The 21,844-nt window shown below is 67.8% G+C and carries 20 protein-coding genes; 10 read left to right on the top strand and 10 right to left on the bottom strand.

Annotated elements, in window-relative coordinates:
* Nucleotide 1: 1 nt before the first annotated feature.
* From H7A85_RS08375 to H7A85_RS08385, 3 genes are read right to left on the bottom strand one after another with little or no spacing between them, the layout of a single operon-like run.
* Nucleotides 2-2,848: a DUF4159 domain-containing protein gene (locus H7A85_RS08375; RefSeq protein ID WP_182085458.1), complete on the bottom strand. Its 2,847-nt coding sequence runs from the start codon at nt 2,846-2,848 to the stop codon at nt 2-4.
* Complete coding sequence (locus H7A85_RS08380; RefSeq protein WP_182085459.1) at nt 2,848-3,762, bottom strand: DUF58 domain-containing protein; 915 nt, start codon at nt 3,760-3,762, stop codon at nt 2,848-2,850. The genes H7A85_RS08375 and H7A85_RS08380 overlap by 1 nt, the downstream gene beginning before the upstream one ends.
* Before the next feature lie 5 nt (nt 3,763-3,767).
* On the bottom strand, nt 3,768-4,778 hold the full coding sequence (locus H7A85_RS08385; protein ID WP_182085460.1) for a MoxR family ATPase: 1,011 nt from the start codon (nt 4,776-4,778) through the stop codon (nt 3,768-3,770).
* 184 nt (nt 4,779-4,962) lie between these two features.
* On the opposite strand from H7A85_RS08385, the gene H7A85_RS08390 reads away from it, so the two are divergent.
* The 3 genes from H7A85_RS08390 to H7A85_RS08400 are packed head-to-tail and all read left to right on the top strand — an operon-like array spanning nt 4,963 to nt 7,365.
* On the top strand, nt 4,963-5,517 hold the full coding sequence (locus H7A85_RS08390; protein WP_182085461.1) for a DUF1285 domain-containing protein: 555 nt from the start codon (nt 4,963-4,965) through the stop codon (nt 5,515-5,517).
* Nucleotides 5,510-6,133 (top strand): CoA pyrophosphatase, encoded by a 624-nt coding sequence (locus tag H7A85_RS08395; RefSeq protein WP_182085462.1) that lies wholly within the window; start codon nt 5,510-5,512, stop codon nt 6,131-6,133. Before H7A85_RS08390 ends, H7A85_RS08395 begins: the two co-directional genes overlap by 8 nt.
* Nucleotides 6,130-7,365 carry a CCA tRNA nucleotidyltransferase gene (locus tag H7A85_RS08400; protein WP_182085463.1) on the top strand — a complete coding sequence of 412 codons (1,236 nt, stop codon included), beginning with the start codon at nt 6,130-6,132 and terminating at the stop codon, nt 7,363-7,365. Before H7A85_RS08395 ends, H7A85_RS08400 begins: the two co-directional genes overlap by 4 nt.
* Before the next feature lie 69 nt (nt 7,366-7,434).
* Here H7A85_RS08400 and H7A85_RS08405 read toward each other — a convergent pair whose 3' ends face one another.
* Both H7A85_RS08405 and hemF read right to left on the bottom strand, forming a co-directional pair.
* On the bottom strand, nt 7,435-7,614 hold the full coding sequence (locus H7A85_RS08405; protein ID WP_182085464.1) for a DUF1059 domain-containing protein: 180 nt from the start codon (nt 7,612-7,614) through the stop codon (nt 7,435-7,437).
* Nucleotides 7,615-7,873: 259 nt separating this feature from the next.
* Nucleotides 7,874-8,782: an oxygen-dependent coproporphyrinogen oxidase gene (gene hemF / locus H7A85_RS08410; RefSeq protein WP_182085465.1), complete on the bottom strand. Its 909-nt coding sequence runs from the start codon at nt 8,780-8,782 to the stop codon at nt 7,874-7,876.
* A 192-nt stretch (nt 8,783-8,974) separates the two neighbouring features.
* Between hemF and H7A85_RS08415 the strand changes: the two genes are divergently transcribed.
* Nucleotides 8,975-9,220 carry a hypothetical protein gene (locus H7A85_RS08415; RefSeq protein ID WP_182085466.1) on the top strand — a complete coding sequence of 82 codons (246 nt, stop codon included), beginning with the start codon at nt 8,975-8,977 and terminating at the stop codon, nt 9,218-9,220.
* Here H7A85_RS08415 and H7A85_RS08420 read toward each other — a convergent pair.
* A complete protein-coding gene (locus tag H7A85_RS08420; RefSeq protein WP_182085467.1) occupies nt 9,189-9,617 on the bottom strand; it encodes an NUDIX domain-containing protein in 429 nt (142 codons plus the stop codon). The two genes, H7A85_RS08415 and H7A85_RS08420, sit on opposite strands and share 32 nt — an antisense overlap.
* A complete protein-coding gene (locus H7A85_RS08425) occupies nt 9,617-10,093 on the bottom strand; it encodes a tRNA (cytidine(34)-2'-O)-methyltransferase (RefSeq protein ID WP_182085468.1) in 477 nt (158 codons plus the stop codon). Before H7A85_RS08425 ends, H7A85_RS08420 begins: the two co-directional genes overlap by 1 nt.
* 138 nt (nt 10,094-10,231) lie before the next feature.
* Between H7A85_RS08425 and H7A85_RS08430 the strand changes: the two genes are divergently transcribed.
* The 6 genes from H7A85_RS08430 (at nt 10,232) to H7A85_RS08455 (ending at nt 19,029) form a co-directional block, all read left to right on the top strand.
* A complete protein-coding gene (locus H7A85_RS08430) occupies nt 10,232-12,130 on the top strand; it encodes an ABC transporter ATP-binding protein (RefSeq protein ID WP_182085469.1) in 1,899 nt (632 codons plus the stop codon).
* Nucleotides 12,127-14,004 (top strand): ABC transporter ATP-binding protein, encoded by a 1,878-nt coding sequence (locus H7A85_RS08435; RefSeq protein WP_182085470.1) that lies wholly within the window; start codon nt 12,127-12,129, stop codon nt 14,002-14,004. Before H7A85_RS08430 ends, H7A85_RS08435 begins: the two co-directional genes overlap by 4 nt.
* 213 nt (nt 14,005-14,217) lie before the next feature.
* The gene (petA, locus tag H7A85_RS08440) at nt 14,218-14,778 is read left to right on the top strand and encodes a ubiquinol-cytochrome c reductase iron-sulfur subunit (protein ID WP_244631037.1); all 561 of its coding nucleotides are present in this window, start codon (nt 14,218-14,220) and stop codon (nt 14,776-14,778) included.
* A gap of 13 nt (nt 14,779-14,791) precedes the next feature.
* Nucleotides 14,792-16,090: a cytochrome b N-terminal domain-containing protein gene (locus tag H7A85_RS08445; RefSeq protein WP_182085472.1), complete on the top strand. Its 1,299-nt coding sequence runs from the start codon at nt 14,792-14,794 to the stop codon at nt 16,088-16,090.
* 23 nt (nt 16,091-16,113) lie between these two features.
* The gene (locus H7A85_RS08450; protein ID WP_182085473.1) at nt 16,114-17,085 is read left to right on the top strand and encodes a cytochrome c1; all 972 of its coding nucleotides are present in this window, start codon (nt 16,114-16,116) and stop codon (nt 17,083-17,085) included.
* 141 nt (nt 17,086-17,226) lie between these two features.
* Nucleotides 17,227-19,029, top strand: a complete 1,803-nt coding sequence (locus tag H7A85_RS08455; protein WP_182085474.1) for a GGDEF domain-containing protein — start codon at nt 17,227-17,229, stop codon at nt 19,027-19,029.
* 15 nt (nt 19,030-19,044) lie between these two features.
* Here the strand turns inward: H7A85_RS08455 and ychF are convergent, their stop codons facing one another.
* The 3 genes from ychF to H7A85_RS08470 form a co-directional block, all read right to left on the bottom strand.
* On the bottom strand, nt 19,045-20,148 hold the full coding sequence (ychF, locus tag H7A85_RS08460; protein WP_182085475.1) for a redox-regulated ATPase YchF: 1,104 nt from the start codon (nt 20,146-20,148) through the stop codon (nt 19,045-19,047).
* Nucleotides 20,149-20,223: 75 nt separating this feature from the next.
* Nucleotides 20,224-20,946: an aminoacyl-tRNA hydrolase gene (gene pth, locus H7A85_RS08465; protein ID WP_182085476.1), complete on the bottom strand. Its 723-nt coding sequence runs from the start codon at nt 20,944-20,946 to the stop codon at nt 20,224-20,226.
* An 86-nt stretch (nt 20,947-21,032) separates the two neighbouring features.
* Nucleotides 21,033-21,695, bottom strand: coding sequence for a 50S ribosomal protein L25/general stress protein Ctc (locus H7A85_RS08470; RefSeq protein WP_182085477.1), 663 nt, complete (start codon nt 21,693-21,695; stop codon nt 21,033-21,035).
* Between the last annotated feature and the right edge of the window lie 149 nt (nt 21,696-21,844).

Here is a 21,844-nt window from a genome sequence, read left to right on the forward strand (position 1 = left end):
CTCATTGCCCCAGCCGTTCCAGGAGGGCGGGCACGTGCACCTGATCGGCCTTGTAGTTGCCGGTGAGCACGTACATCACGATGTTGACGCCCGCCCGGTAGGCGTACTCGCGCTGCGACGGGTCGGCGTTGTCGGTCGGAAACACGAAGAGCCCGCTGTCGTCGATCGCCCAGGCGCTGGCGAGATCGTTGGACGTGATCATGATCGAGGACACGCCGTCGCCCGCGCTCGCCGGCCGAGCCTCGGCATCCCCTGAGCGCTGGAGCGACTCGACCCAGAGGTCCGAGCCGGTGTGGCGGCCGGGGAAGTCGCGCATGATGTAGAACGCCTTGGTCAGGACGTGGTCGGCCGGGACGGGTTCGAGCGGGGGAATGTCGAGATCGGCGAGGATGTCGCGCAGGCGGCGCTGCCCGGCAGAGACCGCCGTGCCCGACAGGTCGCCCATCGCGTCGCCCTCGACGTCGAAAAGGACGGTGCCGCCTTGCTTCATGTAGGCGTCCACCCGGCTGATCGCGGCCTCGCTCGGCATCGGGGCGCTAGCGTGCACCGGCCAGTAGAGGATCGGGAAGAAGGACAATTCGTCCGTCGCGATATCCACCGCCATCGGCTCGCCCGGCTCCAGAGCGGTCTTGGACGCGATGTATTGCGACAAGCCGCCCAGCCCCTGGCGCGAGATCTCGTCGGTCGCCGCGTCCCCGGTTTGGACATAGGCGAGATGGGTTGTCTCGGTGGCGGCGATGGCGCGCTCGGCGTCGAACCCTTCCAGCCCCTGCGTCGCAAGTTCGCCGGGCGTCGGCGTCTGGGCCCTCGCGTCCCCGCCGTGCGCGAGAGCGAGGCCGGCGACGAGCGCGAGCGCCGCCGGTGCCGCCTTGCGTGCAAGGCCGTGGCGCAGGCGATGCAACCCGCCGTGCAGCCAGAGAAGCGCCAGCGCGTCGAGCGCGAACAGGGCGACGGCGCCGGCGAACAGCCACGGCGTCAGGTTGGTCGAGCCCTGGAGACCATAGGCGCGCGCGGTGACGGGCGTGCCGAAGTCCAGCGCGGGGAGGGGGCGGAGCGCGGCGTCGGGGCCGAGAAGGTTCAAGGCGCGATATCCTTCCGCCGTGCCGTAGAGACCCGGAGGGTTCTGGACGCTGGGGGCGGGCGATTGGCCCCCTCGGATGACGAGCGGCTGGATCTCGGGGCCCGGCTGCAGGAGCCGCGCGTTTCCGTCCATGGTGCGATAGGGTGCAAGGCTCGCCTCGCCCGCCATGCCTCCGGTGTCCACCGCGCCGCGCGACAGGGTGACGATGCGGCGCAGCATGTCGACGAAGGCGCCGGAGATCGGCAGATTCGACCACGTGGCCTCGGCCGTGGTGTGGAAGAGGACGATCGTGCCGCCCCCGCGCGAGGCGGCGGTGACGATCGGTGTCCCGTCGGCAAGGCTCGCCCAGGTCTGGCTCGCCAGTTCGGCCGAGGGCTCGGCGAGGATCTGGCGCGACACGGTGACGTCCGGCGGCACGGTGATGCCGGCAAAGGGGCTGTCGTCGGCCATCGGCGCCAGCGCCTGAGGCTGCGACCAGGACAGGGCCCCGCCGAGCTGCCGCTCGCCGCCGCGAAGGCGCACCGGCACCAGCGTATCCTCCGCCGTGGAGGCGGCGAGGCGCGGGCCGGCGAAGCGCACCAGCGTTCCGCCGTTGCCGAGGAACGCGTTCAGCGCCTCCGTCGCCGCTTCCGGCAGGACGCCGATATCGGCCAGAACGATCACCGACGGCCGCTGCTCCACAAGCGCGGGAATGGCCGTGCCGAGATCGGCGCTGCCGGCGCGCACGAGATCGGCGAAGGGCTCCAGCGCGCGGGTGATGTAGTAGAGCGGCGACAGGAGCGGCTGCGCGAGATCGGCTGCCTCGCCCGACACGAGGGCCACCTTGCGGCGCTGGAAGCTGTCGTCCACCAGCCGGACCGAGGCCGCGTCGTTGAGGCCCTCGCGCTCGATGCGCGCCACGTCGTTGCGAAGCTCGACGGGGATGGCGAAGCGCGCTTCCCCCGTCGCCGAGCCCGCCGCGAAGGAAAAGGGCGCGCGGGAGATTTCGCGGTCCTGAGTGTCCAGCGCGCGCAGCTGATAGGTCGTGGGCCCCGTCTCGCTCGAAGGCCGGACGCCCTGGACGACCAGCGCGTCGGTCGTGTTCTGGGCGCCAGTCAACCCGGTCAGGGTGCCGATTGCGGGGACGTAGAAAAGCGTCTGGGCCGGCTGGAGGGTGCGCAGCGTCTGCGCCGCGCCCTCGATCCCGCCGCCGTCCAGTCCGTCCGATAAGAAGGCGAGCGTCGAGCCGGCCTGCCCGCCGAGAACGGCGGCAAGGCGCCTTGCGGCCGCATCCCGGTTGGGCGGCAGGGGGCGGGGCTCGGCGGCGGCGAGGCGCTCCAGCGCTGTCGCCGCTTCCACCGGCGCCGCGTCGTTGGCGGCGTCGTCGGCGGTCAGGACGAGAGAAACGGGGCGTCCGGCTTCGCCCGCTTCCCGAATCAGATCGGCGGCGGCTTCCTGCCGTTCCTCCCAGTCGCGCGCGCTGGCCCAGCCGTTGTCGAGCATGACCACCACCGGACCCTCGCCCGACAGCGCGCTTTCGCGCGGGTTCAGGATGGGGGTCGCGAGCGCCAGGATCACGAGTGCGGCCAGGAGCAGGCGCAGGAGGGTCAGCCACCACGGGCTGCGCGCCGGCGTTTCCTCGCGCTTGAGAACGCGCTCCAGAATGCGGAGTGGGGGAAAGGTCTCGGTCTGCGGGCGCGGCGGGGTCAGGCGCAGGAGCCACCAGATCGCCGGCAGAACGGCGAGCCCGACGAGAAGGAGCGGAGCGCCGAAGGACAGGGCGCCCATCAGCTGCGCCCTCCGCCGGCCTGCGGCTGGCCGCTGAGATAGCCGTGCGCGGTAACGAGCGGCTCGGAAGCGGGCCGGTCGGTGGCGTGGAACGTATGGCTCCAGCCGAGACGCCGACAGTGCTCGCTCAAGGTCAGGCGCCGCGCCTCGAAGGCTTGGGCGTAGACCTCGCGCAGGGCCTCGGCGCGGCCGGCCGTGAGCTTCGCCCCGGTTTCGGGATCGCGGAACTCGGTGCGGCCGTGATAGGGAAAGGCGACCTCGGCCGGGTCCGCGATCTGAATCAGGTGCCCGCGCACGCCGTGGCGCGCCACGGTGTCGATACGCTGGAGGAGCTCTTCGATCGGATCGAGGAAGTCGCCGACGACAACGATCTCGCTGAAGCGCTTCACACGGCCGGTGTCGGGGAAGCCGCCGGCCGGGCGGTTGGTGCGCAAGGCGGCGGCAACGCGCTCGGCCGCGTTGCGCGCGGAGATCGGCTCCAGAACGCCGGGATAGCCGATGCGCTCGCCCGAGCGCGCCAAGAGCTCGGCGAGCGCCAGAACCAACACCAGCGAACGGCTTTCCTTGGACGCAAGGCCGGTGCGCGATTGATACAGCATGGACGGCGACGGGTCGGCCCAAAGCCAGACCGTCTGCGCCGCCTCCCATTCGCGGTCGCGCAGGTAGACGTTGTCGTCGCGCGCGGAGCGGCGCCAGTCGATGCGGCTCACCGGCTCGCCGTCGACGAAGGGGCGGAACTGCCAGAAGTTCTCGCCGGTGCCACGTCGGCGCCGGCCGTGCCAGCCGGTGGCGACGCTGGCGACGACGCGCCGCGCTTCCACCAAAAGGTCGGGCAGGAGCGCGGCGCGCTGGCGCGCTCGGTGCAGCGCCTCGCCGCCGGCAACCGGTTCCGTGGTGCGGCCGACCGTGGCCATGCGGCTCAGCCGACCGCCTTGGCGAGGCGCCCGATCACGTCGCGAACGCCGATTCCCTCGGCGCGGGCCGCGAAATTCAACGCCATGCGATGCTGGAGGATGGGCTCGGCCAGAGCCCGCACGTCGTCGATGGAGGGGGCGAGGCGCCCTTCGTAGAGGGCGCGGGCGCGAACGCAGGTCATCAGCGCCTGGGAGGCGCGCGGACCCGGGCCCCAGGCGACATGCGTATCGGCCTCCGCCGAGCCGTGTCCCGGCCGGGCGGAGCGCACCAGCGCAAGAATCGCCTCGACGACGGTTTCGGGAACCGGCATGCGGCGCACCAGGGTTTGGATCTCGCGCAAGCGGTCGGCCGTCACGACGGCGTGCGCCTTATCCTCGGCGACGCCGGTGGTCGCCAGGAGGATGCGGCGCTCGGCGTCGATCGAGGGATAGGGAACATCCACCTGGACGAGGAACCGGTCGAGCTGCGCTTCGGGGAGCGGATAGGTGCCTTCCTGCTCCAGCGGGTTCTGCGTCGCCAGGACGTGGAACGGCGCCGGCAGGTCGTGGCGCTCGCCCGCCACCGTCACGTGGTATTCCTGCATGGACTGGAGAAGGGCGGACTGGGTGCGCGGGCTTGCGCGGTTGATCTCGTCGGCCATCAGGAGCTGGGCGAAGACCGGGCCTTTGACGAAACGGAAGGACCGGCGGCCCGTGTCGTCCTGATCCATCACCTCGGTGCCGACGATGTCGGAGGGCATGAGATCGGGCGTGAACTGGACGCGCCGCGCGTCGAGGCCGAGCACCAGCCCCAGCGTTTCCACGAGCTTGGTCTTGGCGAGGCCGGGAACGCCGACGAGCAGCGCGTGGCCGCCGGCGAGGATGGCGACGAGCGTCTGTTCCACGACGCTTTCCTGGCCGAAGATGACGCGGCCGACCGATTCGCGCGCGGCCGCGATGTCGGCCAGCGCGCTTTCGGCCTGAGCCACCATCGCGCTCGAATCGAGAGCCGGCTCCTGGGGGGCGAGAATCGTCATCCTTCGGGGCCTTTCGAATGAGTCGCGTCGCATGTGGATATGCGAAAGGATGCCTCATAGAATCGAGGCGGCCCCCGTCTGGCAAGCGGTCGGGGCGCGACTATTTCGTGAGGCCCAAGGCCGGCCAAAATAAGACCGGCCGTCCGGCTCCGCCGAGGGCAGCGTTCGCAAGGATGAAACCATCATGTCCGAGATCTCTCCCGACGCCGGAGGCGGCATCTCCCTGGAAGCGCTGATCTCGCGCGCCGAGCGCGCGGGGGCGGGCGCGCCGCTGGTGGACACATGGCATCCCGCCCATTGCGGGACGATCGACATGCGCATCGAGGCGGACGGACGCTGGGTCCACGCGGGGTCGCCGATCGAGCGCGAGCCCCTCGTGCGCCTCTTTTCCAGCATCCTGCGCCGCGAGGCGGACGGGAGCTTCGTTCTCGTCACGCCGGCCGAGAAGCTTTCGATCGAGGTCGAGGACGCGCCCTTCGTCGCGGTGGAGATGAGCGCGGAAGGCGGTGTCCTGCGCTTCCGCACCAATGTCGGCGATCTCGTCACCGTCGACGACGACCACCCGCTGCGGCTGGCCAGGGGCGGGGGCGACGCGTTCATGCCCTATGTGCGCGTCCGCGGTGGGCTCGAGGCCCGGCTGACCCGCTCGCTCGCCTTCGATCTCGCCGGGCGGATCGAGGAGCGGAACGGCAAGGCGGGGATCGCGTCCGGCGCGTCCTGGTTTCCCGTCGATGCTTGAACCCGGCCTCGATGCCGCCGACCTGCGGCGGCGTTGGGAAGCGCGAGATCCTGTCATCCGCGGCCACGAGAGCGGCGACCACACGCTCAATCCCGGCTGGGAGGCGATGATGGCCGGCGTCGCGCTGCGCGAGGCGGCGGTGCTGGTGCCGATCCTCGACCGCCCGGGCGGCGCGCGTGTCCTCTTGACGACGCGCGCGGCCCATCTTCGCAAGCATTCCGGGCAGATCGCCTTTCCCGGCGGCTCGATCGATCCGGCGGACGCGTCGCCGGAAGCTGCCGCCTTGCGCGAGGCGCGGGAGGAGGTGGGGCTCGATCCGGCACTGGTCGAGATCGTCGGCAGCCTGCCGCCCTATCGCACGACGACCGGTTTTCGCATCACCCCTGTGATCGGTATCGTCCGGCCGGATTTCGTACCGCGCCCGGACCCGTCGGAGGTCGCCGACGCATTCGAGGTGCCGCTCGACTTTCTGATGAACGCGGCTAACCACGCCCTGGACAGCCGCGTCTGGCAGGGGCAGGCCCGCCATTTCTACACGATGCCCTTCGGCGAACGATATATCTGGGGCGTGACGGCGGGTATCCTGCGCGCGCTCTATGAAAGGCTCTACGCATGATCACCCGGATCGAAGCGGACTGGCTCCGCGACCCCGCCCTCCAGCTCATCCTCGAAACCCTTGGTCAGAACGGCGAGGAAGCGCGCGTGGTCGGCGGCTCGATCCGCAACGAGCTGATGGGACGCGCGATCACCGACGTCGATGTCGCGACGACGACGCTGCCGGCCGAGACGGTGGCGCGCGTCGAGGCGGCGGGCCTGAAGGCCGTGCCGACCGGGATCGAGCACGGTACGGTGACGGTGGTCGCGAACGGCCGCCCCTTCGAGGTGACGACGCTGCGCCGCGACGTCGAAACCGACGGCCGCCACGCCAAGGTCCTGTTCGGGCGCGACTGGCGCGCCGACGCCGAGCGCCGCGACTTCACGATCAACGCGCTCTACTGCGATGCGTCGGGTGAGATCCACGACCTCGTCGGCGGTCTCGCCGATATCGAAAGCGCGACGCTGCGCTTCATCGGCGATGCCGGGCAGCGGATCGAGGAAGACTATCTGCGCATCCTGCGCTTCTTCCGCTTCTTCGCCTGGTATGGGCGGGGGCGGCCCGACACGGAGGGGCTGAAGGCCTCGACGCGGCTGAAGGAGGGGTTGGACCGGTTGTCGCCCGAGCGCGTCTGGGGCGAGCTTCGCAAGCTTCTCCGCGCACCCGATCCGGCGCGTGCGCTTCTGTGGATGCGTCAGTCCGGCGTCCTGTCGCGCGTCCTGCCGGAAAGCGAGAAGTGGGGCATCGACGCGGTGCACGGGCTGGTCGATACCGAGCGGTTCTACGGCTGGCCGGCGGACCCGCTGCTGCGCCTCCAGGCCATCGTACCGCCCGATCCAGCCCGCATGCGCGAGCTCGCCAAACGCCTGCGCCTGTCCAACGCCGACCGGGACCGGCTGACAGCCTGGGCGCTGGCCGAGGTGCCGCCGGGCGAAAGCGACGGCGCCTTTCGCGCCCGGATGTATTTCGGCGACCGGACGGCGCTCGCCGATCGCTTGAGCCTCGCGCTGGCATCCGAGCGAACCAAGGCCCAGGGCGAGCCGGACCGGCTGGCCGGCGTTGCGGCGCTCGCCGAGCGGCGTGATCGGGCCGCCGGCTTCGAGGCGCCGGCCTTTCCCGTGAACGGGCATGATCTGGCGGCTTCGGGCGTGCCGGCCGGGCCGGAAACCGGCAAGGCGCTGGACCGGCTGAAGCGCCTCTGGGCGGAAAGCGGCTTCGTGCTCGACCGCGAAGCGCTTTTGGCGAAGCTCTGAAAGGGCGCAAACGAAAAGCGCGGGCTCGTGGGCCCGCGCATCAAGCGTCCTGAAGTTTTCGCGCGAGCGTCAGTGCCTGACGGCCTCATGCGTTCCGTCGCGGAACGCGTCCATCATGCGCTGCGAGATCGTTTCGACCCCGAGTTCTTTGGCCTGCGTCACGGCTCGGCGCATCACCTCGGCGGGTGAATCGGCGCGGATCACGCGCTCGCAGCCTGGAATGACGCCGTGGCAGTCGAGTTCATACATGTCAGTCCTCCCTGGTCGATGTCGGGCCAGCCATGCGGCCCTGTCGAAATCGATGCGTTACGGTCGGAATGCACGTCGGTCCGCGTCCGCGAAGGGAGCGGGGTCGCCCGCCCGCTTCGAAGGGCGAGGCTGAGCGATCTTAACAGTTCGATACGCCAAGTGAACAGGATGTTTGCGCACAGTTAACCCAAACGTGCTCGGCTCAAATCTAGCGTCTCGCCGAACGGGCAACAGGGATCGGAAGTCGGCTCACCAAAATTTAAGGCCACTTCACCACGGGCGGCATCGACGACAGGATCGAGGCGACGTTGCCTCCCGTCTTCAGTCCGAACAGCGTGCCCCGGTCGTAGAGAAGGTTGTACTCGACGTAGCGCCCGCGCCGGACGAGCTGCTCCTCGCGATCCTCTTCCGTCCAAGGGGTCGCGGCGTTCTGGCGCACGATATGGGGATAGGCGACGAGGAAGGCCTTGCCGACGTCGCGCGTGAAGGCGAAGTCAGCCTCCCAGCCGCCGGCCTCCTCCGGGGAATGAAGCCAGTCGTAGAAGATGCCGCCGACGCCGCGCGCTTCGCCGCGATGGGGCAGGAAGAAATACTCGTCGCACCAGGTCTTGTAGCGATCGTAGCTCGCGACCGCCCCGTGCCGGTCGCAGACGAACTGAAGCGAGCGATGGAAGGCGCGGGTGTCCGCATCGTCCGGTTGGCGGCGGCGCTCCAGCATCGGCGTCAGGTCTGCCCCCCCGCCGAACCATTGGCCGGTGGTCACCACCATGCGCGTATTCATGTGAACGGCGGGGACGTTGGGGTTGCGGGTGTGGGCGATCAGGCTGATGCCGGACGCCCAGAAGCTCCGGTCGGCGTCGGCGCCCGGAATCTGCGCGGCGAAGTCCTCCGACAGCTCGCCGTAGACGGTGGACGTGTGAATGCCCGCCTTCTCGAAGACGCGTCCGCGCAGCATCGACATCGTGCCGCCGCCGCCGGCTTCCCCGCGCGTCCAGGGTGTGCGCTCGAAGCGCCCGGCGGGCATGCCCTCGTCCGATCCAAACTCGTCCTCCAGGTCTTCAAAGGCCTGGCACAGGCGATCGCGCAACTGTTCGAACCAGAGCCGCGCCTCCTCCTTCTTGCCCTCGATGTTCTCCGGCAGGCCCTGCGGCAGTTCGGGACGTTGCATGTCGATCGCCTTCCTGAAAGCTGTCGGCGACGCCATGCCGCTTCTTTCATTCTCGGGCTATCAGGAGTTCGAGCGTTTCGGAAGCGTTCCATTGTGGATGAAATCGGTAGGGAACCTCGATATCCGCCGGCTGGCGACCCATATTCTGGTCAGACATAACGTGAACGAACGACCAGCCGCACGGGGTTTCGCATGGCCTCATTCCCCACACCGCCTTTGGATGGCCTCAAGCGTCAGTTGCGCGCGAGCCGGACCGCCCATCGTGACAGCTACGTGCGCGAAACCTTCACCCTGCCGCGCTTCGAGGCTCGAACGAAAGCGCGCGAATGGTTCTCCCGCTATCCCAAGGCCGCTTATTGGACGCAGGTCGAGAGCTGGCGCCTTCTGCCCGGCGACGAGGTGGAGTTCACGATGCGCCGCCTGCCGACGGCCGACTGAGCCGGCGGCGGAGCGCCCGAATGGCGCCAAGCGTCGGCGCGGTCAGGGGTGAGGGGAGGTCGTCGAGTGGGAAAAAGTCGAGGCCGTCGTGCTTGTTCGGCTCGACGATCGTCGGCTCCCCCACGAATTCGGTGATGAAATAGACCGGCGCGAACCAGTGCGTGCCCGCATCGCGGTCGATCTGGTCGACGTTGCAGAGGAGTTCGGTGGCTTCGACGCGGATGCCGGTCTCCTCGAGAATCTCCCGCTCCGCAGCGGCGGCGGCCGTTTCGAACAGATCGACCTTGCCGCCCGGCAGTCCCCAATGCCCGGGCTCCGGAGCGTTGCGACGGCGGATCAGGAGCAGCTTCCCCCCGCGAACGATCGCCGCGCCGGCGCCCAGTCTCGGCTCGTCCATTAATTGTCCTCCCCCGGTTCCGGCCAGCGCAACTGCCGCAGCGCCTCGCCCGCCACCATGGCGACGCTGACCGCAAGGTTCAGCGAGCGCGCACCCGGCTCCATCGGGATCAGCAGGCGCTCCTCCGCCATCTCGTGGACGGCATCCGGCACGCCCGCGCTTTCCCGCCCGAACAGAAGCACGTCGTCCGCCTGGAAAGCCGCGTGGCAGTAGGGGCGGGCAGCCTTGGTGGTTAGAAGCACGATGCGGCGCCTCGCCCCGCGCCGTGCCGCGTCGAAGGCCGCGAAGTCCAGATGGCGCTTGAGCCTTGCCATCGCGAGATAGTCCATGCCCGCCCGCTTCAGGTTGCGGTCCGACAGATCGAAGCCGGCGGGTTCGATGATCTCGACATCGAGCCCGAGGCAGGCGCCGAGCCGGAGGATCGTGCCGGTGTTGCCGGCGATGTCGGGCTGGTAGAGGGCAATGGACAAGGGCATGACGCGGCTTCTAGCAGGAAGCGGCGCATCCCGCGTCGTGAAACCGTCGCCGCGATCCCTATATGCAGCGGGACTGGCCGGGACCTCGGGTTCCCGGCGTGCCGGCGCGTGTCCGGTTCGTGTTACCGGAAGTGTCGGATGTTCAACTATTTCGAGCGGCTCGTCGAAGCGTTCCCCACCGGGGAGAAGGGGAGTCCGCCGCGCACCCTCGGGCGGTTCATCTGGCACTACGCCAAGCCAGTCTGGCCGCTTCTGGCGCTGTATGCGACGGCGACGGCGCTCGTGTCCGTCGCCGAAGTCTCCTTGTTCGGGTTCCTGGGGCAGATCGTCAACTGGCTGTCCTCGGCCTCGCGCGAGACGTTCCTGCAGGACGAAGGCTGGCGCCTCGCGCTGATCGCGGGCGTCGTGCTCTTGGTGCTGCCGGGACTGACCTTCTTTTCCTCGCTGATCTCCTTCCAGGCGCTGTTCGGCAATTTCCCGATGCGCTTCCGCTGGAGCGTCCACAACTGGCTCCTGAACCAGTCGCTCGGCTTCTTCCAGGACGAGTTCGCCGGGCGCATCTCGACCAAGCTGATGCAGACCGCGCTCGCCATCCGCGAAACGGTGATGAAGTCCATCGGCGTGATGCTCTACGTCACGGTCTACTTCACCGGCATCCTCGTGATGATCGGCTCGGCGGACTGGCGACTGGTGCTGCCCTTCGTCGGCTGGCTGGCGGTCTACGTCCTACTCCTTCGCCACTTCATTCCGCGGCTGATGAACGTGTCCTCGCAACAGGCGGAGGCGCGCGCGGCGATGACGGGGCGCGTGGTGGACGCCTACAGCAACATCGGCACCGTCAAGCTCTTCGCCCATACCGAGCGCGAGGCCGTGCACGCGCGCCGCTCGATGGAAGGGTTCCTGACCACCGTCCATGGGCAGGGGCGGCTGATCAACCTCTTCTTCACCTCGCTCTACAGTCTGAATTCGCTGCTCCTGTTCTCCGTCGGAGCCGTCGGCATCACCCTTTGGCTGAACGCCGCGCTGTCCGTCGGCGCGATCGCGGTGGCGATCGGTCTCGTGCTTCGGCTCAACGGCATGAGCCAGTGGATCATGTGGGAAGTGTCGGAGCTCTTTGAGAACATCGGCACGATCCGTGATGGGATTGCCACCTTCACGCTGCCCGTCGCCCTGGAAGACGCGCCCGATGCGAAGCCGCTCGTCGTTTCGAACGGCGAGGTGCGGTTCGAGGCGGTCCGCTTCGCTTATGGCGCCGCGGCCCCGCACCGGGCGGCTGGGCCGGTGGTGGACGACTTCACGCTCACCATCCGCCCCGGCGAGAAGATCGGCCTCGTCGGCCGCTCGGGCGCAGGCAAGTCGACGCTCCTGAACCTTCTTCTGCGCTTCTACGACGTGGAGGGCGGGCGCATCCTGATCGACGGGCAGGACATTTCGCGCGTCACTCAGAACTCCCTGCGCGCCCAGATCGGCGTCGTCACGCAGGACACCTCGCTGCTTCACCGCACGATCGGCGAGAACATCCTCTACGGGCGGCCGGATGCGAGCGCCGACGCGCTCGGCCGCGCGGTGGAGCGCGCGGAAGCGTCCGGCTTCATCAACGGGCTGGAAGACAGCCACGGCGGGCGCGGCATGGACGCCGAGGTCGGCGAGCGGGGCGTCAAGCTTTCGGGCGGTCAGCGCCAGCGCATCGCGATCGCCCGCGTCATGCTGAAGGACGCGCCGATCCTGCTTCTCGACGAGGCGACCTCGGCGCTGGATTCGGAGGTCGAGGCGGCAATCGCCGAGAACCTTTATCGCCTGATGGAAGGCAAGACCGTGATCGCGGTGGCGCACCGCCTGTCCACCATCGCCGCGCTCGACCGTCTCGTGGTGATCGACCGGGGCCGGATCCTGGAGGACGGCACCCATGCCGAGCTTCTGGAGCGCGGCGGCCTCTACGCCGACCTTTGGCGCCGGCAGGCCGGCGGCTTCCTGGACGCCGACGAGGAGGATCCCGCCAATCTCGGAGCCCCCGGCACGGTTCGGGCGGCGGAATGATCGACCGCCTCCTTCGGCGCTTCGAGCGTTCGGTCGATCCCTACGGCGATATCGATGACGGTGCGGAGGAGCGGCGCGTCGGCGCGCTTCCGCCCCTGCCGTCCGACGCCAATGCCTTCATCTGGCATTTCACGCGCGAGGCGAAATGGCCGTTTCTCGGCCTTCTCGTCACTGGCGGGCTGACGGGCGGCGTCGACGCCCTGCTCTATGCGGCCGTCGGCTGGGTGGTGGATGCGCTGGGCTCGTCTCCGCCGCAAACGTTCTTTCGGGAGCAGTGGCCGCTTCTCGTTTCGCTCGCCGTTCTGACGCTGGTGGTGCGCACCGCGGTGCTGTTCGCCGCTTCCGTGCTCGAACAGCAGATCGTCACGCCCTCGCTTTTCAACCGCATCCGCTGGCAGAGCTACCGGCGGCTGATGGACCAGCCCTACACGTTCTTCCAGAACGATTTCGCCGGACGCATCGCGCAGAAGGTGCAACAGGTCGGCGAGGCGACGGGCGACTTTATCGTCACCACGCTCCAGACCTTCTGGAGCTTCGTCACCTTCGCGCTCCTGGCCGTTGCGATCCTCGGCGCCATGGACCCTTGGATGGGCGCGATCCTCGCCGTTTGGGCGCTGGGCTACGTCTGGATCGTGCGCAACCTCCTGCCGCGCATCCGCCGGGCGGGGCGCGAGACGGCGGACGCGCGCTCGCTGATGTCGGGCCGCGTCGTCGACAGCTTCACCAACATCCTCGCCGTCAAGCTCTTCGACCCCGGCCGGCGGCAGGATGCCTTCGTGCTTGACGGGTTCCGCCGCTTCGTAGACGCGATGCGCCGGATGACGCGCGCCATCACCGCCGTGCGCACCGCCGTCGCGGTTCTCAACGGCTTCATGATGACGGCGATCGCCGCGCTCGTCCTTCATTCCTGGTCGTCGGGCTCGGCCAGCGGGGGCGATGTCGCCACCGCGCTCGGACTGGTTCTCCGGCTCAACCAGATGAGCGGCTGGATGATGTTCAACATCAACGGCCTCGTGCGCAACTACGGCACGGTGCAGGATGCGGTGGCGACCGTTTCCGTGCCCCCGGTGCTGACCGACCGGCCGGATGCGCCGCCGCTCGTCTCGAAGGGGGGAGGGGTGGAGTTCCGGGGCGTCGGCTTCCACTACGGCAAGGGCTCGGGCGTCATCGAGGGCTTCGACCTCGCCATCCGTCCCGGCGAGAAGGTCGGGCTCGTCGGACGCTCGGGCGCCGGCAAGACGACGCTCGTCAACCTCCTCCTGCGCCTCTACGACTTGGAGCATGGCCGCATCCTCGTGGACGGGCAGGACATCGCGGCGGTGACGCAGACCTCGCTTCGCGCGCAGATCGGCGTGGTCACGCAGGACACCTCGCTGTTTCATCGCTCCATCCGCGACAACATCGCCTATGGGCGTCCGGATGCGACTGAGGGTGAGATCGTGGCGGCGGCCCGGCGCGCCGACGCGCTCCAATTCATCGAGGGCGTGCGCGATCCGAACGGGCGCGCCGGCTTCGACGCCTATGTCGGGGAACGCGGCGTGAAGCTTTCGGGTGGGCAGCGCCAGCGCATCGCGATCGCGCGCGTTTTCCTGAAGAACGCGCCGATCCTCGTTCTCGACGAGGCGACTTCGGCACTCGATTCGGAGGTCGAGGCGGCGATCCAGGACAATCTCGCCGCGATGATGGAGGGCAAGACGGTGATCGCGATCGCCCACCGGCTGTCCACCATCGCCAGCCTCGACCGGCTGGTGGTGATCGATGCCGGGCGAATCGTCGAGGAAGGAACCCATGCCGAACTGATCCGTCGCGGGGGACTCTACGCATCGCTCTGGCGCCGGCAATCCGGCGGTTTTCTAACCGACGCGGCGGAGTGAGCGGCCTTCAGTGACTATCCAGCGACATAACCGCCGGAACCGCTGCCTTAGTCTGGACAAGTTCCAAGCAGGCGCATAGGAATTGCCCCGGAAAACGGCTTCATGGGGGAGGCGCGGCCGCTCCGGCGCTCGGGCGTGCTCTGCGAAGGCCGTATCGGAATCCGGATCGTGTGCCTCAAGCGGCGCGCGGGCCTCGAAGGAGCGTCATTTCCTGTGAGCGTCGAGCATAGTAGCGAACCCACACGCCGGGACTTTCTATATATCGCGACGGCAGCCGCCGGCGCTGTGGGCGCCGTGGCGGCCGTCTGGCCCTTCATCGACCAGATGAACCCCGATGCGGCGACGCTCGCGCTCGCGCAGGTGGACGTGGACATCAGCCAGATCGCCGCCGGCCAGTCGATCACCGCCAAGTGGCGCGGCAAGCCGATCTTCATCCGCCAGCGCACGCCGACCGAGATCGAAGAGGGCAAGGGCGTCAACCTGTCCGACCTCAAGGATCCGATCGCGCGCAACGCCAACCTTCCGTCCGACGCTCCGGCGACCGACGCCAACCGCGCGGCCAACGGCCAGGAGCAGTGGCTGGTGATGGTCGGGGTGTGCACGCATCTCGGCTGCGTGCCGCTCGGCCAGTCCGGCGACTACGACGGCTGGTACTGCCCGTGCCACGGCTCGCACTACGATACGGCCGGCCGCGTCCGGAAGGGGCCGGCACCGGAGAACATGGCGGTGCCGCTGTTCACCTTCCCCAATCCCACCACGATCCGCATCGGTTGAGGCGCGCACGAACATGAGTGGTCATTCGTCCTACGTGCCGACCAACGGCGTCATGCGCTGGCTCGACGCCCGCCTGCCGCTGCCCCGGCTCCTCTACGATTCCTTCGTGGCCTTCCCGGTTCCGCGCAACCTGAGCTACGCCTATACGTTCGGCGGCATCCTGGCGCTGTTCCTTGCCATCCAGATCCTGACCGGCGTCGTGCTCGCCATGCACTATGCCGCCAATTCCGGCATCGCCTTCCAGTCCGTCGAAAGCATCGTTCGCGACGTGAACTGGGGCTGGCTCCTGCGCTACATGCACGCCAACGGCGCCTCGTTCTTCTTCATCGCCGTCTACATTCACATCTTCCGCGGCCTGTACTACGGCTCCTACAAGGCGCCGCGCGAGATCATGTGGATTCTCGGCGTCATCATCTTCCTCCTGATGATGGCCACCGCCTTCATGGGCTACGTCCTGCCCTGGGGTCAGATGTCGTTCTGGGGCGCGACGGTGATCACCGGTTTCTTCACCGCCTTTCCCGGTATCGGCGGCCCGATCCAAACGCTGCTGCTCGGCGGCTTCGCGGTGGACAACGCGACGCTCAACCGCTTCTTCGCGCTGCACTACCTCCTGCCGTTCATGATCGCGGGCGTCGTGATCCTCCACATCTGGGCGCTGCACGTCGTCGGCCAGACCAACCCGACCGGCGTCGAGATCAAGTCCGCCAAGGACACCGTGCCGTTCACGCCGCACGCGACCATCAAGGACGGGTTCGCGATGGTCGTGTTCCTGGCCTTCTTCTCCTACTTCGTGTTCTACCTGCCGAACTATCTCGGCCACCCAGACAACTACATTCCGGCGAACCCGCTGCAGACGCCGGCCCATATCGTGCCGGAATGGTACTTCCTGCCGTTCTACGCGATGCTGCGCGCCATCACCTTCAACATCGGTCCGATCGATTCCAAGCTCGGCGGCGTCCTCGTGATGTTCGGCTCGATCATCGTCCTGTTCTTCCTGCCCTGGCTGGATACGAGCCGCGTGCGCTCGACGAGCTACCGGCCGATCTACAAGATCTTCTTCTGGATCTTCGCGGTGAACGCCGTGATCCTCGGCTGGCTCGGCTCGCGCCCGGCGGAAGGCATCTATCCGACGCTTTCCCTCATCGGCACGATCTACTACTTCGCGCACTTCCTGATCGTTCTGCCCGTTCTCGGGCTGATCGAGACGCCGAAGAAGCTGCCGAACTCGATTTCGGAAGCGGTTCTGGCCAAGCATGGTGCCGCAAGGACGGTGCCGGCGGGTGCCGCCGCGTCACCCGAAACCAAAGGCTGAACGAAGCACCGATGGATTCCGCAATGAAGAAGCTTCTTCCAGCCTTCCTGGCCGCCGGCGTCGTGTTCGCGCCGGTCGCCGGTTTCGCCCAGGAAAGCGCGGCTCCGGCCGCGACCACCGCGACCGAGGGACAGATCGAAGGTGCGGCGCCCGGCGCCGCCCCCGATGCCGCACGCGGCACGGAAGCCGCCGTTGCCGGCGAGCCGGCAGAGGCCCACGCGACGCCGCACTATCCCTTGAAGAAGCCGGCCGAGCTCTCCTGGACCTTTGCCGGCCCGTTCGGCCATTGGGATCTCGGCCAGCTCCAGCGCGGCTTGAAGATCTACAAGGAGGTCTGCTCCAACTGCCACTCGATGAACCTCGTGTCCTTTCGGAACTTCGAGGCTCTTGGCTATAGCGACGAGCAGGTCCGCGCCTTGGCCGCGCAGTACCAGATCACCGACCCCGCGCCGAACGCGCAAGGGGAGATGTTCGAGCGCGCGGGCATCCCGTCCGACCGCCTGCCCTCGCCCTATCCGAACCCGGAAGCGGCAGCCGCTGCATTGGGCGGCGCCCATCCGCCGGATCTTTCGCTGATCGCCAAGGCGCGCTCGGTGGAGCGCGGCTTCCCGACCTTCCTCTTCGACCTCGTTCCCTGGAAGCAATATGCCGAAGGCGGCCCGGATTATATCCACGGCCTTCTGACCGGCTATGGCGAGGAAGTGCCGGCCCATATCACCGTTCAGCCGGGCACCTACTACAACCCGCACTTCATCGCCGGCCCCGCGCTCGCCATGGCGCCGCCGTTGTCGGACGGCCAGGTGAGCTACGACGACGGGGCGCCCGAAACGCTCGAGCAGTATTCGCGCGACGTGTCCGCCTTCCTGATGTGGGCGGCCGAGCCGCACCTCGTGGAGCGCAAGGCCACGGGCTTCGTGGTGATGATCTTCCTGATCGGCTTCGCGATCATGCTCTATCTCGTCAAGCGGCGGGTCTGGGCCGACACGCCGCACTGAGGCGGCGCGAGGTTCGAGGCATTCGATAAAGGGGCTTTCGAGCCCCTTTTTCTTTGGGAAGGAGGACCCGCTTAGGTTGAAACGGCGTCAAACCTTTAACTCTTGTCGGCTAGCTTACGGTCGTCTCGAGGGTTGCGCCTGATGTTTCGATTCCCTTCGCTGGATCTGATCCGCGTCAGCGCGGTGGTGGCACTCGCCTGTTGCTTGATCCTCGGGTCCCTGGGGCTCGACGGCGCCCTGCGGGAGCGAACCCGGGCCGATCGATCCCTCGAGGAGCTTCACCTGTTCGATCTCGCGGCCGCCGCCGCGCTATCGATCACCGCCGAGCGACGACCGCTGGAATTCGCGCTCGATCTCGACCTGAACGAGAATGTCGGTGCGATCTCCGAACTGCGCGGCGCGCGGATCAACACGGATCTGCGGATTGAAGCCTTCCGTTCGGCGCTCGGGGCCCTGGCGGACTCGGAAGGAATGAACTTCGGCTTTCTGCAGACGGTTCTGCGCGACGAGCGCCGGCGAGCCGATGCCTTGCTGATCCTGCCGCTGGACAAGCGGTTGATCGGTGCGCAACTTTCGGCCGCGCGTGGCATGTCCACCATTTCCGATGCGTTCAAACCTTTCGTCGACAAGGTGTCGAAGCGCGTCATCCTTGCCAACGAGAACTTGGCCGGCCGGGTCAATATCGCCCGACTCCTCAGCACGCTCTACGAGTCTGCCGCGCGCTTGCCGACCGAAGTGATGCCGGCGCTCCGACGCGGCGAGATGCTGCCACCCGAAGCCGGCATGACCGCGATGCGTCTGCGCCAGCGCATTCTGGCGCTTTGGGACGTCGGTCTCTCGCAGTTGGAATACGAGATCGCGTCGAAGCCCTTGCAGAACTCCCTGGAAGAGATCAGGGCGACCTATTTCGGCCGTGGCTTTCCCTATATCAGCTATGCGATCGAGACGTTTTCACGCCGTCCCATGCGCGGCAGCGAAAACGCTCGCGCGATCGCGCAGGTCTACGGTCCCACGATCGAGCCGATCGCTCAGATGCGCGACAGATATCTGCAATGGATGATGGTCGATGCCGCGCAGGCGCAGGCCAACGCGACACGGCAGGCGCAGATCTTTCTCGGGCTGACGGCCGCCTCGCTGTTTGCGGCCGCGATCTTCGCCCTGACGGGCTATCGTCAGATCCTGAAGCCGCTCCTCGGCTTTCGCGATCAGATCCTGGCGGCCTGCGAGCGCAAACCGTTCGAGCGCGTTCCCTATCACGGGTCGGTGGCGGCGGTGCGGCACCTCTACCGGGCGTTGGAAACGCTGGAAGCGCGCGATCGCGAGCGCCTGGCTCTCGATCGCGAACGCACCGCGCTTTCGGAGAAGCTTCGGGCCTTGTCGGAAACCGACGATCTCACCCATCTGCCGAACCGGCGCGGCCTTTTCGACCAGCTGTCCCGCTTCAGCCTGTCGGACCAGGACTACGTGGCGATCCTTGTCGACATCGACCACTTCAAGGCGGTGAACGACACGCACGGGCACGGCGTGGGCGACGAGGTGCTGTTCACCTTCGCGCAGTGCCTCAAGACGCGAATGGGACCGGACGTGCTCGTGGCGCGATACGGGGGCGAGGAGTTCGCCCTCGCCGTGCGCGCCCAAAGCCCGGAGCGTCTCGTTCATTTTGCCGAAATGGTGCGCACGGAGATCGAGAACCTCCACTTCGCGACCTCGGAAGGCATCTTGCGCCTGACGGCGAGCTTCGGCGTCGCCCACGAGCGCGGCCCGGTTTCGTCCTGGCCGACCCTTCTGTCGCTCGCCGACAAGGCGCTCTACGAGGCCAAGGCGGCGGGGCGAAATCGCGTTCGCCTCACCAATGCCGCGATGCAGCTGGCCGGCAAGAGCGGACGAAGCGAAGTTGGGGCGGGGGACGCCTCGGCCCCCGCCATCCTGATGACCGCCGTCTGAGGGTCCGGAACGCTCTCAGACGTTGAACTTGAACATCATGATGTCGCCGTCCTGGACGAGGTATTCCTTGCCTTCGTCGCGAGCCTTGCCGGCTTCCTTGGCCGCGACCTCGCCGCCCAGCGACACGAAGTCGTCGTAGGCGATGGTCTGGGCGCGGATGAAGCCCTTCTCGAAATCGGTGTGGATGACGCCCGCCGCCTGTGGCGCCTTGGCACCACGCTTCACGGTCCAGGCGCGCGTTTCCTTCGGGCCGACGGTGAAATAGGTGATGAGGTCGAGAAGCGCGTAGCCTTCGCGGATCAGCCGGTCGAGGCCGGGCTCGGCGAGGCCCATGGCTTCGAGATACTCGCCGACCTCTTCGTCGGAAAGCTGGGCGATCTCCGCCTCGATCGCAGCCGAGATCACCACCGAGCGCGCGCCTTGGCGCGCCGCCATGGCGGCGACGGCCTCGGAATGCGCGTTGCCGGTCGCCGCATCCCCTTCGGCGACGTTGCACACGTAGAGCACCGGCTTCGAAGTCAGGAGGTTGAGGTTGCGCAAGGTCTGGCGCTCCTCGGCGTCGAAACCGCCGAGGAGGACGCGCGCCGGCTCGCCGTTCTGGAGCTTGGCGAGCGTCGCTTCCATGATCGGGAGTTGGGCCAGCGCTTCCTTATCCTTGCCCTGCGCCTTCTTGCGCGTTCCTGCCACGCGCCGCTCCAGGCTTTCGAGGTCGGACAGCATCAGCTCGGTCTCGACCGTCTCGGCGTCGGCCACCGGGTCGATCCGCCCTTCGACATGGGTGATGTCGTCGTCCTCGAAACAGCGCAGGACGTGGACGATCGCGTCCACCTCGCGGATGTTGGCAAGGAACTGGTTGCCGAGGCCCTCGCCCTTCGACGCGCCGCGAACGAGGCCGGCGATGTCGACGAAGGTGATGCGGGTCGGGATGATCTGTGCCGACTTGCCGATCTTGGCGATCGCCGCCATGCGCCCGTCCGGAACGCCGACATCGCCGGTGTTCGGCTCGATGGTGCAGAACGGATAGTTCGCGGCCTGCGCCGCAGCCGTCTTGGTCAAGGCGTTGAAGAGGGTCGACTTGCCGACATTGGGAAGTCCGACGATGCCGCAGCGAAAGCCCATGGGTTCTGCCTATCTTGACGAAGAGTTCTGGAAAGCGGCGAGCGGTCTGGCGCTCGCGCATGAAGGTGGGTTCGTTCAGCCGCGATCGCCGCCGCCGAGAAGCCGGCGCAGCATGCCGGCCATCGGCCCGGTCGCAGGCGGGGCGGGGGGGTCTGCCGGGCGTGCCTGACGGACGTGGCTCGTGCCCTTGGCCTTGAGGGCCGCGCCCTTGGCCCCGCTCGGCTCCTCGGTGCCGCCAGCGCTCACCGTCATGCGGTTCATGAAGCGGGCGTCCTCGCCGGCGACCAGGAGTTCGGCGTTGCGAGCGACGGCCTGAAGCGTCTCGTCCAGCCAGTCGCGATCGACCTTGGCGAAGTCGCCGAGCACATGCGGGTTGACGCGCTCCTTCGAACCCGGGTGCCCGATGCCGAGCCGCACGCGCCGGTAGTCCTTACCGATATGGGCATCGATCGAGCGCAGGCCGTTGTGCCCGCCGTGCCCGCCGCCGGTCTTGACGCGGACCTTTCCGGGGGGAAGGTCGAGCTCGTCGTGGAACACGACGATATCGGCGGGTTCGATCTTGAAGAAGGATGCGGCGGCCTGCACCGAGCGGCCGCTGTCGTTCATGAAGGTCTGGGGCTTGAGGAGGAGGACCTTGCGTCCCGCGATCTGCCCGTCGGAAATTTCGCCCTGGAACTTCTTCGTCCACGGCTTGAAGCCGGGAAGGCGGGCGATCTCGTCCACGGCCATGAAGCCGATATTGTGCCGGTTTCCGGCATATTGCGCGCCGGGATTGCCCAGACCGACGATCAGGAGCATGCGCGAGGTTCCTTGGGTCAAGACCGCGCCGGCCAGGCACGGCATCGCGGCGGAAGGGGCGATCCCCTGCCGCCGCGCGTGTCACATCAGTTGCCGGTCGTCGGCTCGTCCTCGGCCGTGGCGTCGGTCTGCTGGGTGACTTCCGTCACCGGCGTCTCGGCGTCGAGCTCGTCGGCCTCCTCGCTCATCGGCGGGACGATCGTGGCGATCACGAAGTCCTCGTCGGTGGTCAGCGAGACGCCCTGCGGAAGCTTGAGGTCGGACGAATGCAGCGCACCGCCGATGTCGAGGCCCGTCAGGTCCAGCGTGAAGGCGTCCGGGATCGACTCGGCCGAGGTGTGGATCTCGATGTCGTGGTGAACGACGTTGAGCGTGCCGTCCTTGGCCTTCAGGCCCGGCGCGGCGTCCTCGTTCTCGAAGTGGACCGGGATGCGGACCGTCACCACCGTGCGGGCGGAAACGCGGAGGTAGTCGACGTGGACCAGCGTGTCCTTGACGACGTCGAGCTGGTAATCCTTCGGCAGCACGCGGATCTCTTGGCCGCCGACCTCGATCGTGGCGACCGTGGTCAGGAAGCCGCCGGCGTGGAGCTTCAGGAAGGTTTCCTTGTAGGGGACTGCGATCGGCAGCGGTGCCTGCTTGTCGCCGTAGATGACGGCGGGCACCATGTTGTTGCGGCGAAGATGTCTGGCGGCCCCCTTGCCGACCTTCTCGCGCGCTTCGGCCTTGACCGTGTAGCTCTCGCTCATGGATGAATTCCTTGTACGTTGGGAGAGGATGCCGGCCCGGCACGAGCGCCGGAACGACGAAAAGCGGCCATGCGGCCGCTCCTCGTCCGCGCTGCCTCCAAGGGTGTCCGCGCGGACGGGAGCCCTATAGCCGCGAACGACCGAGATCG

It is taken from the genome of Aureimonas sp. ME7, assembly GCF_903970965.1.
Lineage (GTDB): Bacteria > Pseudomonadota > Alphaproteobacteria > Rhizobiales > Rhizobiaceae > Aureimonas.

Excerpts from the sequence above, each read along its gene's own strand:
- H7A85_RS08450 (WP_182085473.1), top strand. The coding sequence starts at position 16,114 with ATGAAGAAGCTTCTTCCAGCCTTCCTGGCCGCCGGCGTCGTGTTCGCG.
- H7A85_RS08380 (WP_182085459.1), bottom strand. The coding sequence starts at position 3,762 with ATGGCCACGGTCGGCCGCACCACGGAACCGGTTGCCGGCGGCGAGGCG.
- ychF (WP_182085475.1), bottom strand. The coding sequence starts at position 20,148 with ATGGGCTTTCGCTGCGGCATCGTCGGACTTCCCAATGTCGGCAAGTCG.
- H7A85_RS08420 (WP_182085467.1), bottom strand. The coding sequence starts at position 9,617 with ATGGACGAGCCGAGACTGGGCGCCGGCGCGGCGATCGTTCGCGGGGGG.
- H7A85_RS08435 (WP_182085470.1), top strand. The coding sequence starts at position 12,127 with ATGATCGACCGCCTCCTTCGGCGCTTCGAGCGTTCGGTCGATCCCTAC.
- pth (WP_182085476.1), bottom strand. The coding sequence starts at position 20,946 with ATGCTCCTGATCGTCGGTCTGGGCAATCCCGGCGCGCAATATGCCGGA.
- H7A85_RS08385 (WP_182085460.1), bottom strand. The coding sequence starts at position 4,778 with ATGACGATTCTCGCCCCCCAGGAGCCGGCTCTCGATTCGAGCGCGATG.
- H7A85_RS08395 (WP_182085462.1), top strand. The coding sequence starts at position 5,510 with ATGCTTGAACCCGGCCTCGATGCCGCCGACCTGCGGCGGCGTTGGGAA.
- H7A85_RS08400 (WP_182085463.1), top strand. The coding sequence starts at position 6,130 with ATGATCACCCGGATCGAAGCGGACTGGCTCCGCGACCCCGCCCTCCAG.
- H7A85_RS08445 (WP_182085472.1), top strand. The coding sequence starts at position 14,792 with ATGAGTGGTCATTCGTCCTACGTGCCGACCAACGGCGTCATGCGCTGG.
- H7A85_RS08430 (WP_182085469.1), top strand. The coding sequence starts at position 10,232 with ATGTTCAACTATTTCGAGCGGCTCGTCGAAGCGTTCCCCACCGGGGAG.
- H7A85_RS08390 (WP_182085461.1), top strand. The coding sequence starts at position 4,963 with ATGTCCGAGATCTCTCCCGACGCCGGAGGCGGCATCTCCCTGGAAGCG.
- H7A85_RS08405 (WP_182085464.1), bottom strand. The coding sequence starts at position 7,614 with ATGTATGAACTCGACTGCCACGGCGTCATTCCAGGCTGCGAGCGCGTG.
- H7A85_RS08470 (WP_182085477.1), bottom strand. The coding sequence starts at position 21,695 with ATGAGCGAGAGCTACACGGTCAAGGCCGAAGCGCGCGAGAAGGTCGGC.
- H7A85_RS08425 (WP_182085468.1), bottom strand. The coding sequence starts at position 10,093 with ATGCCCTTGTCCATTGCCCTCTACCAGCCCGACATCGCCGGCAACACC.
- H7A85_RS08415 (WP_182085466.1), top strand. The coding sequence starts at position 8,975 with ATGGCCTCATTCCCCACACCGCCTTTGGATGGCCTCAAGCGTCAGTTG.
- hemF (WP_182085465.1), bottom strand. The coding sequence starts at position 8,782 with ATGCAACGTCCCGAACTGCCGCAGGGCCTGCCGGAGAACATCGAGGGC.
- H7A85_RS08375 (WP_182085458.1), bottom strand. The coding sequence starts at position 2,848 with ATGGGCGCCCTGTCCTTCGGCGCTCCGCTCCTTCTCGTCGGGCTCGCC.
- H7A85_RS08455 (WP_182085474.1), top strand. The coding sequence starts at position 17,227 with ATGTTTCGATTCCCTTCGCTGGATCTGATCCGCGTCAGCGCGGTGGTG.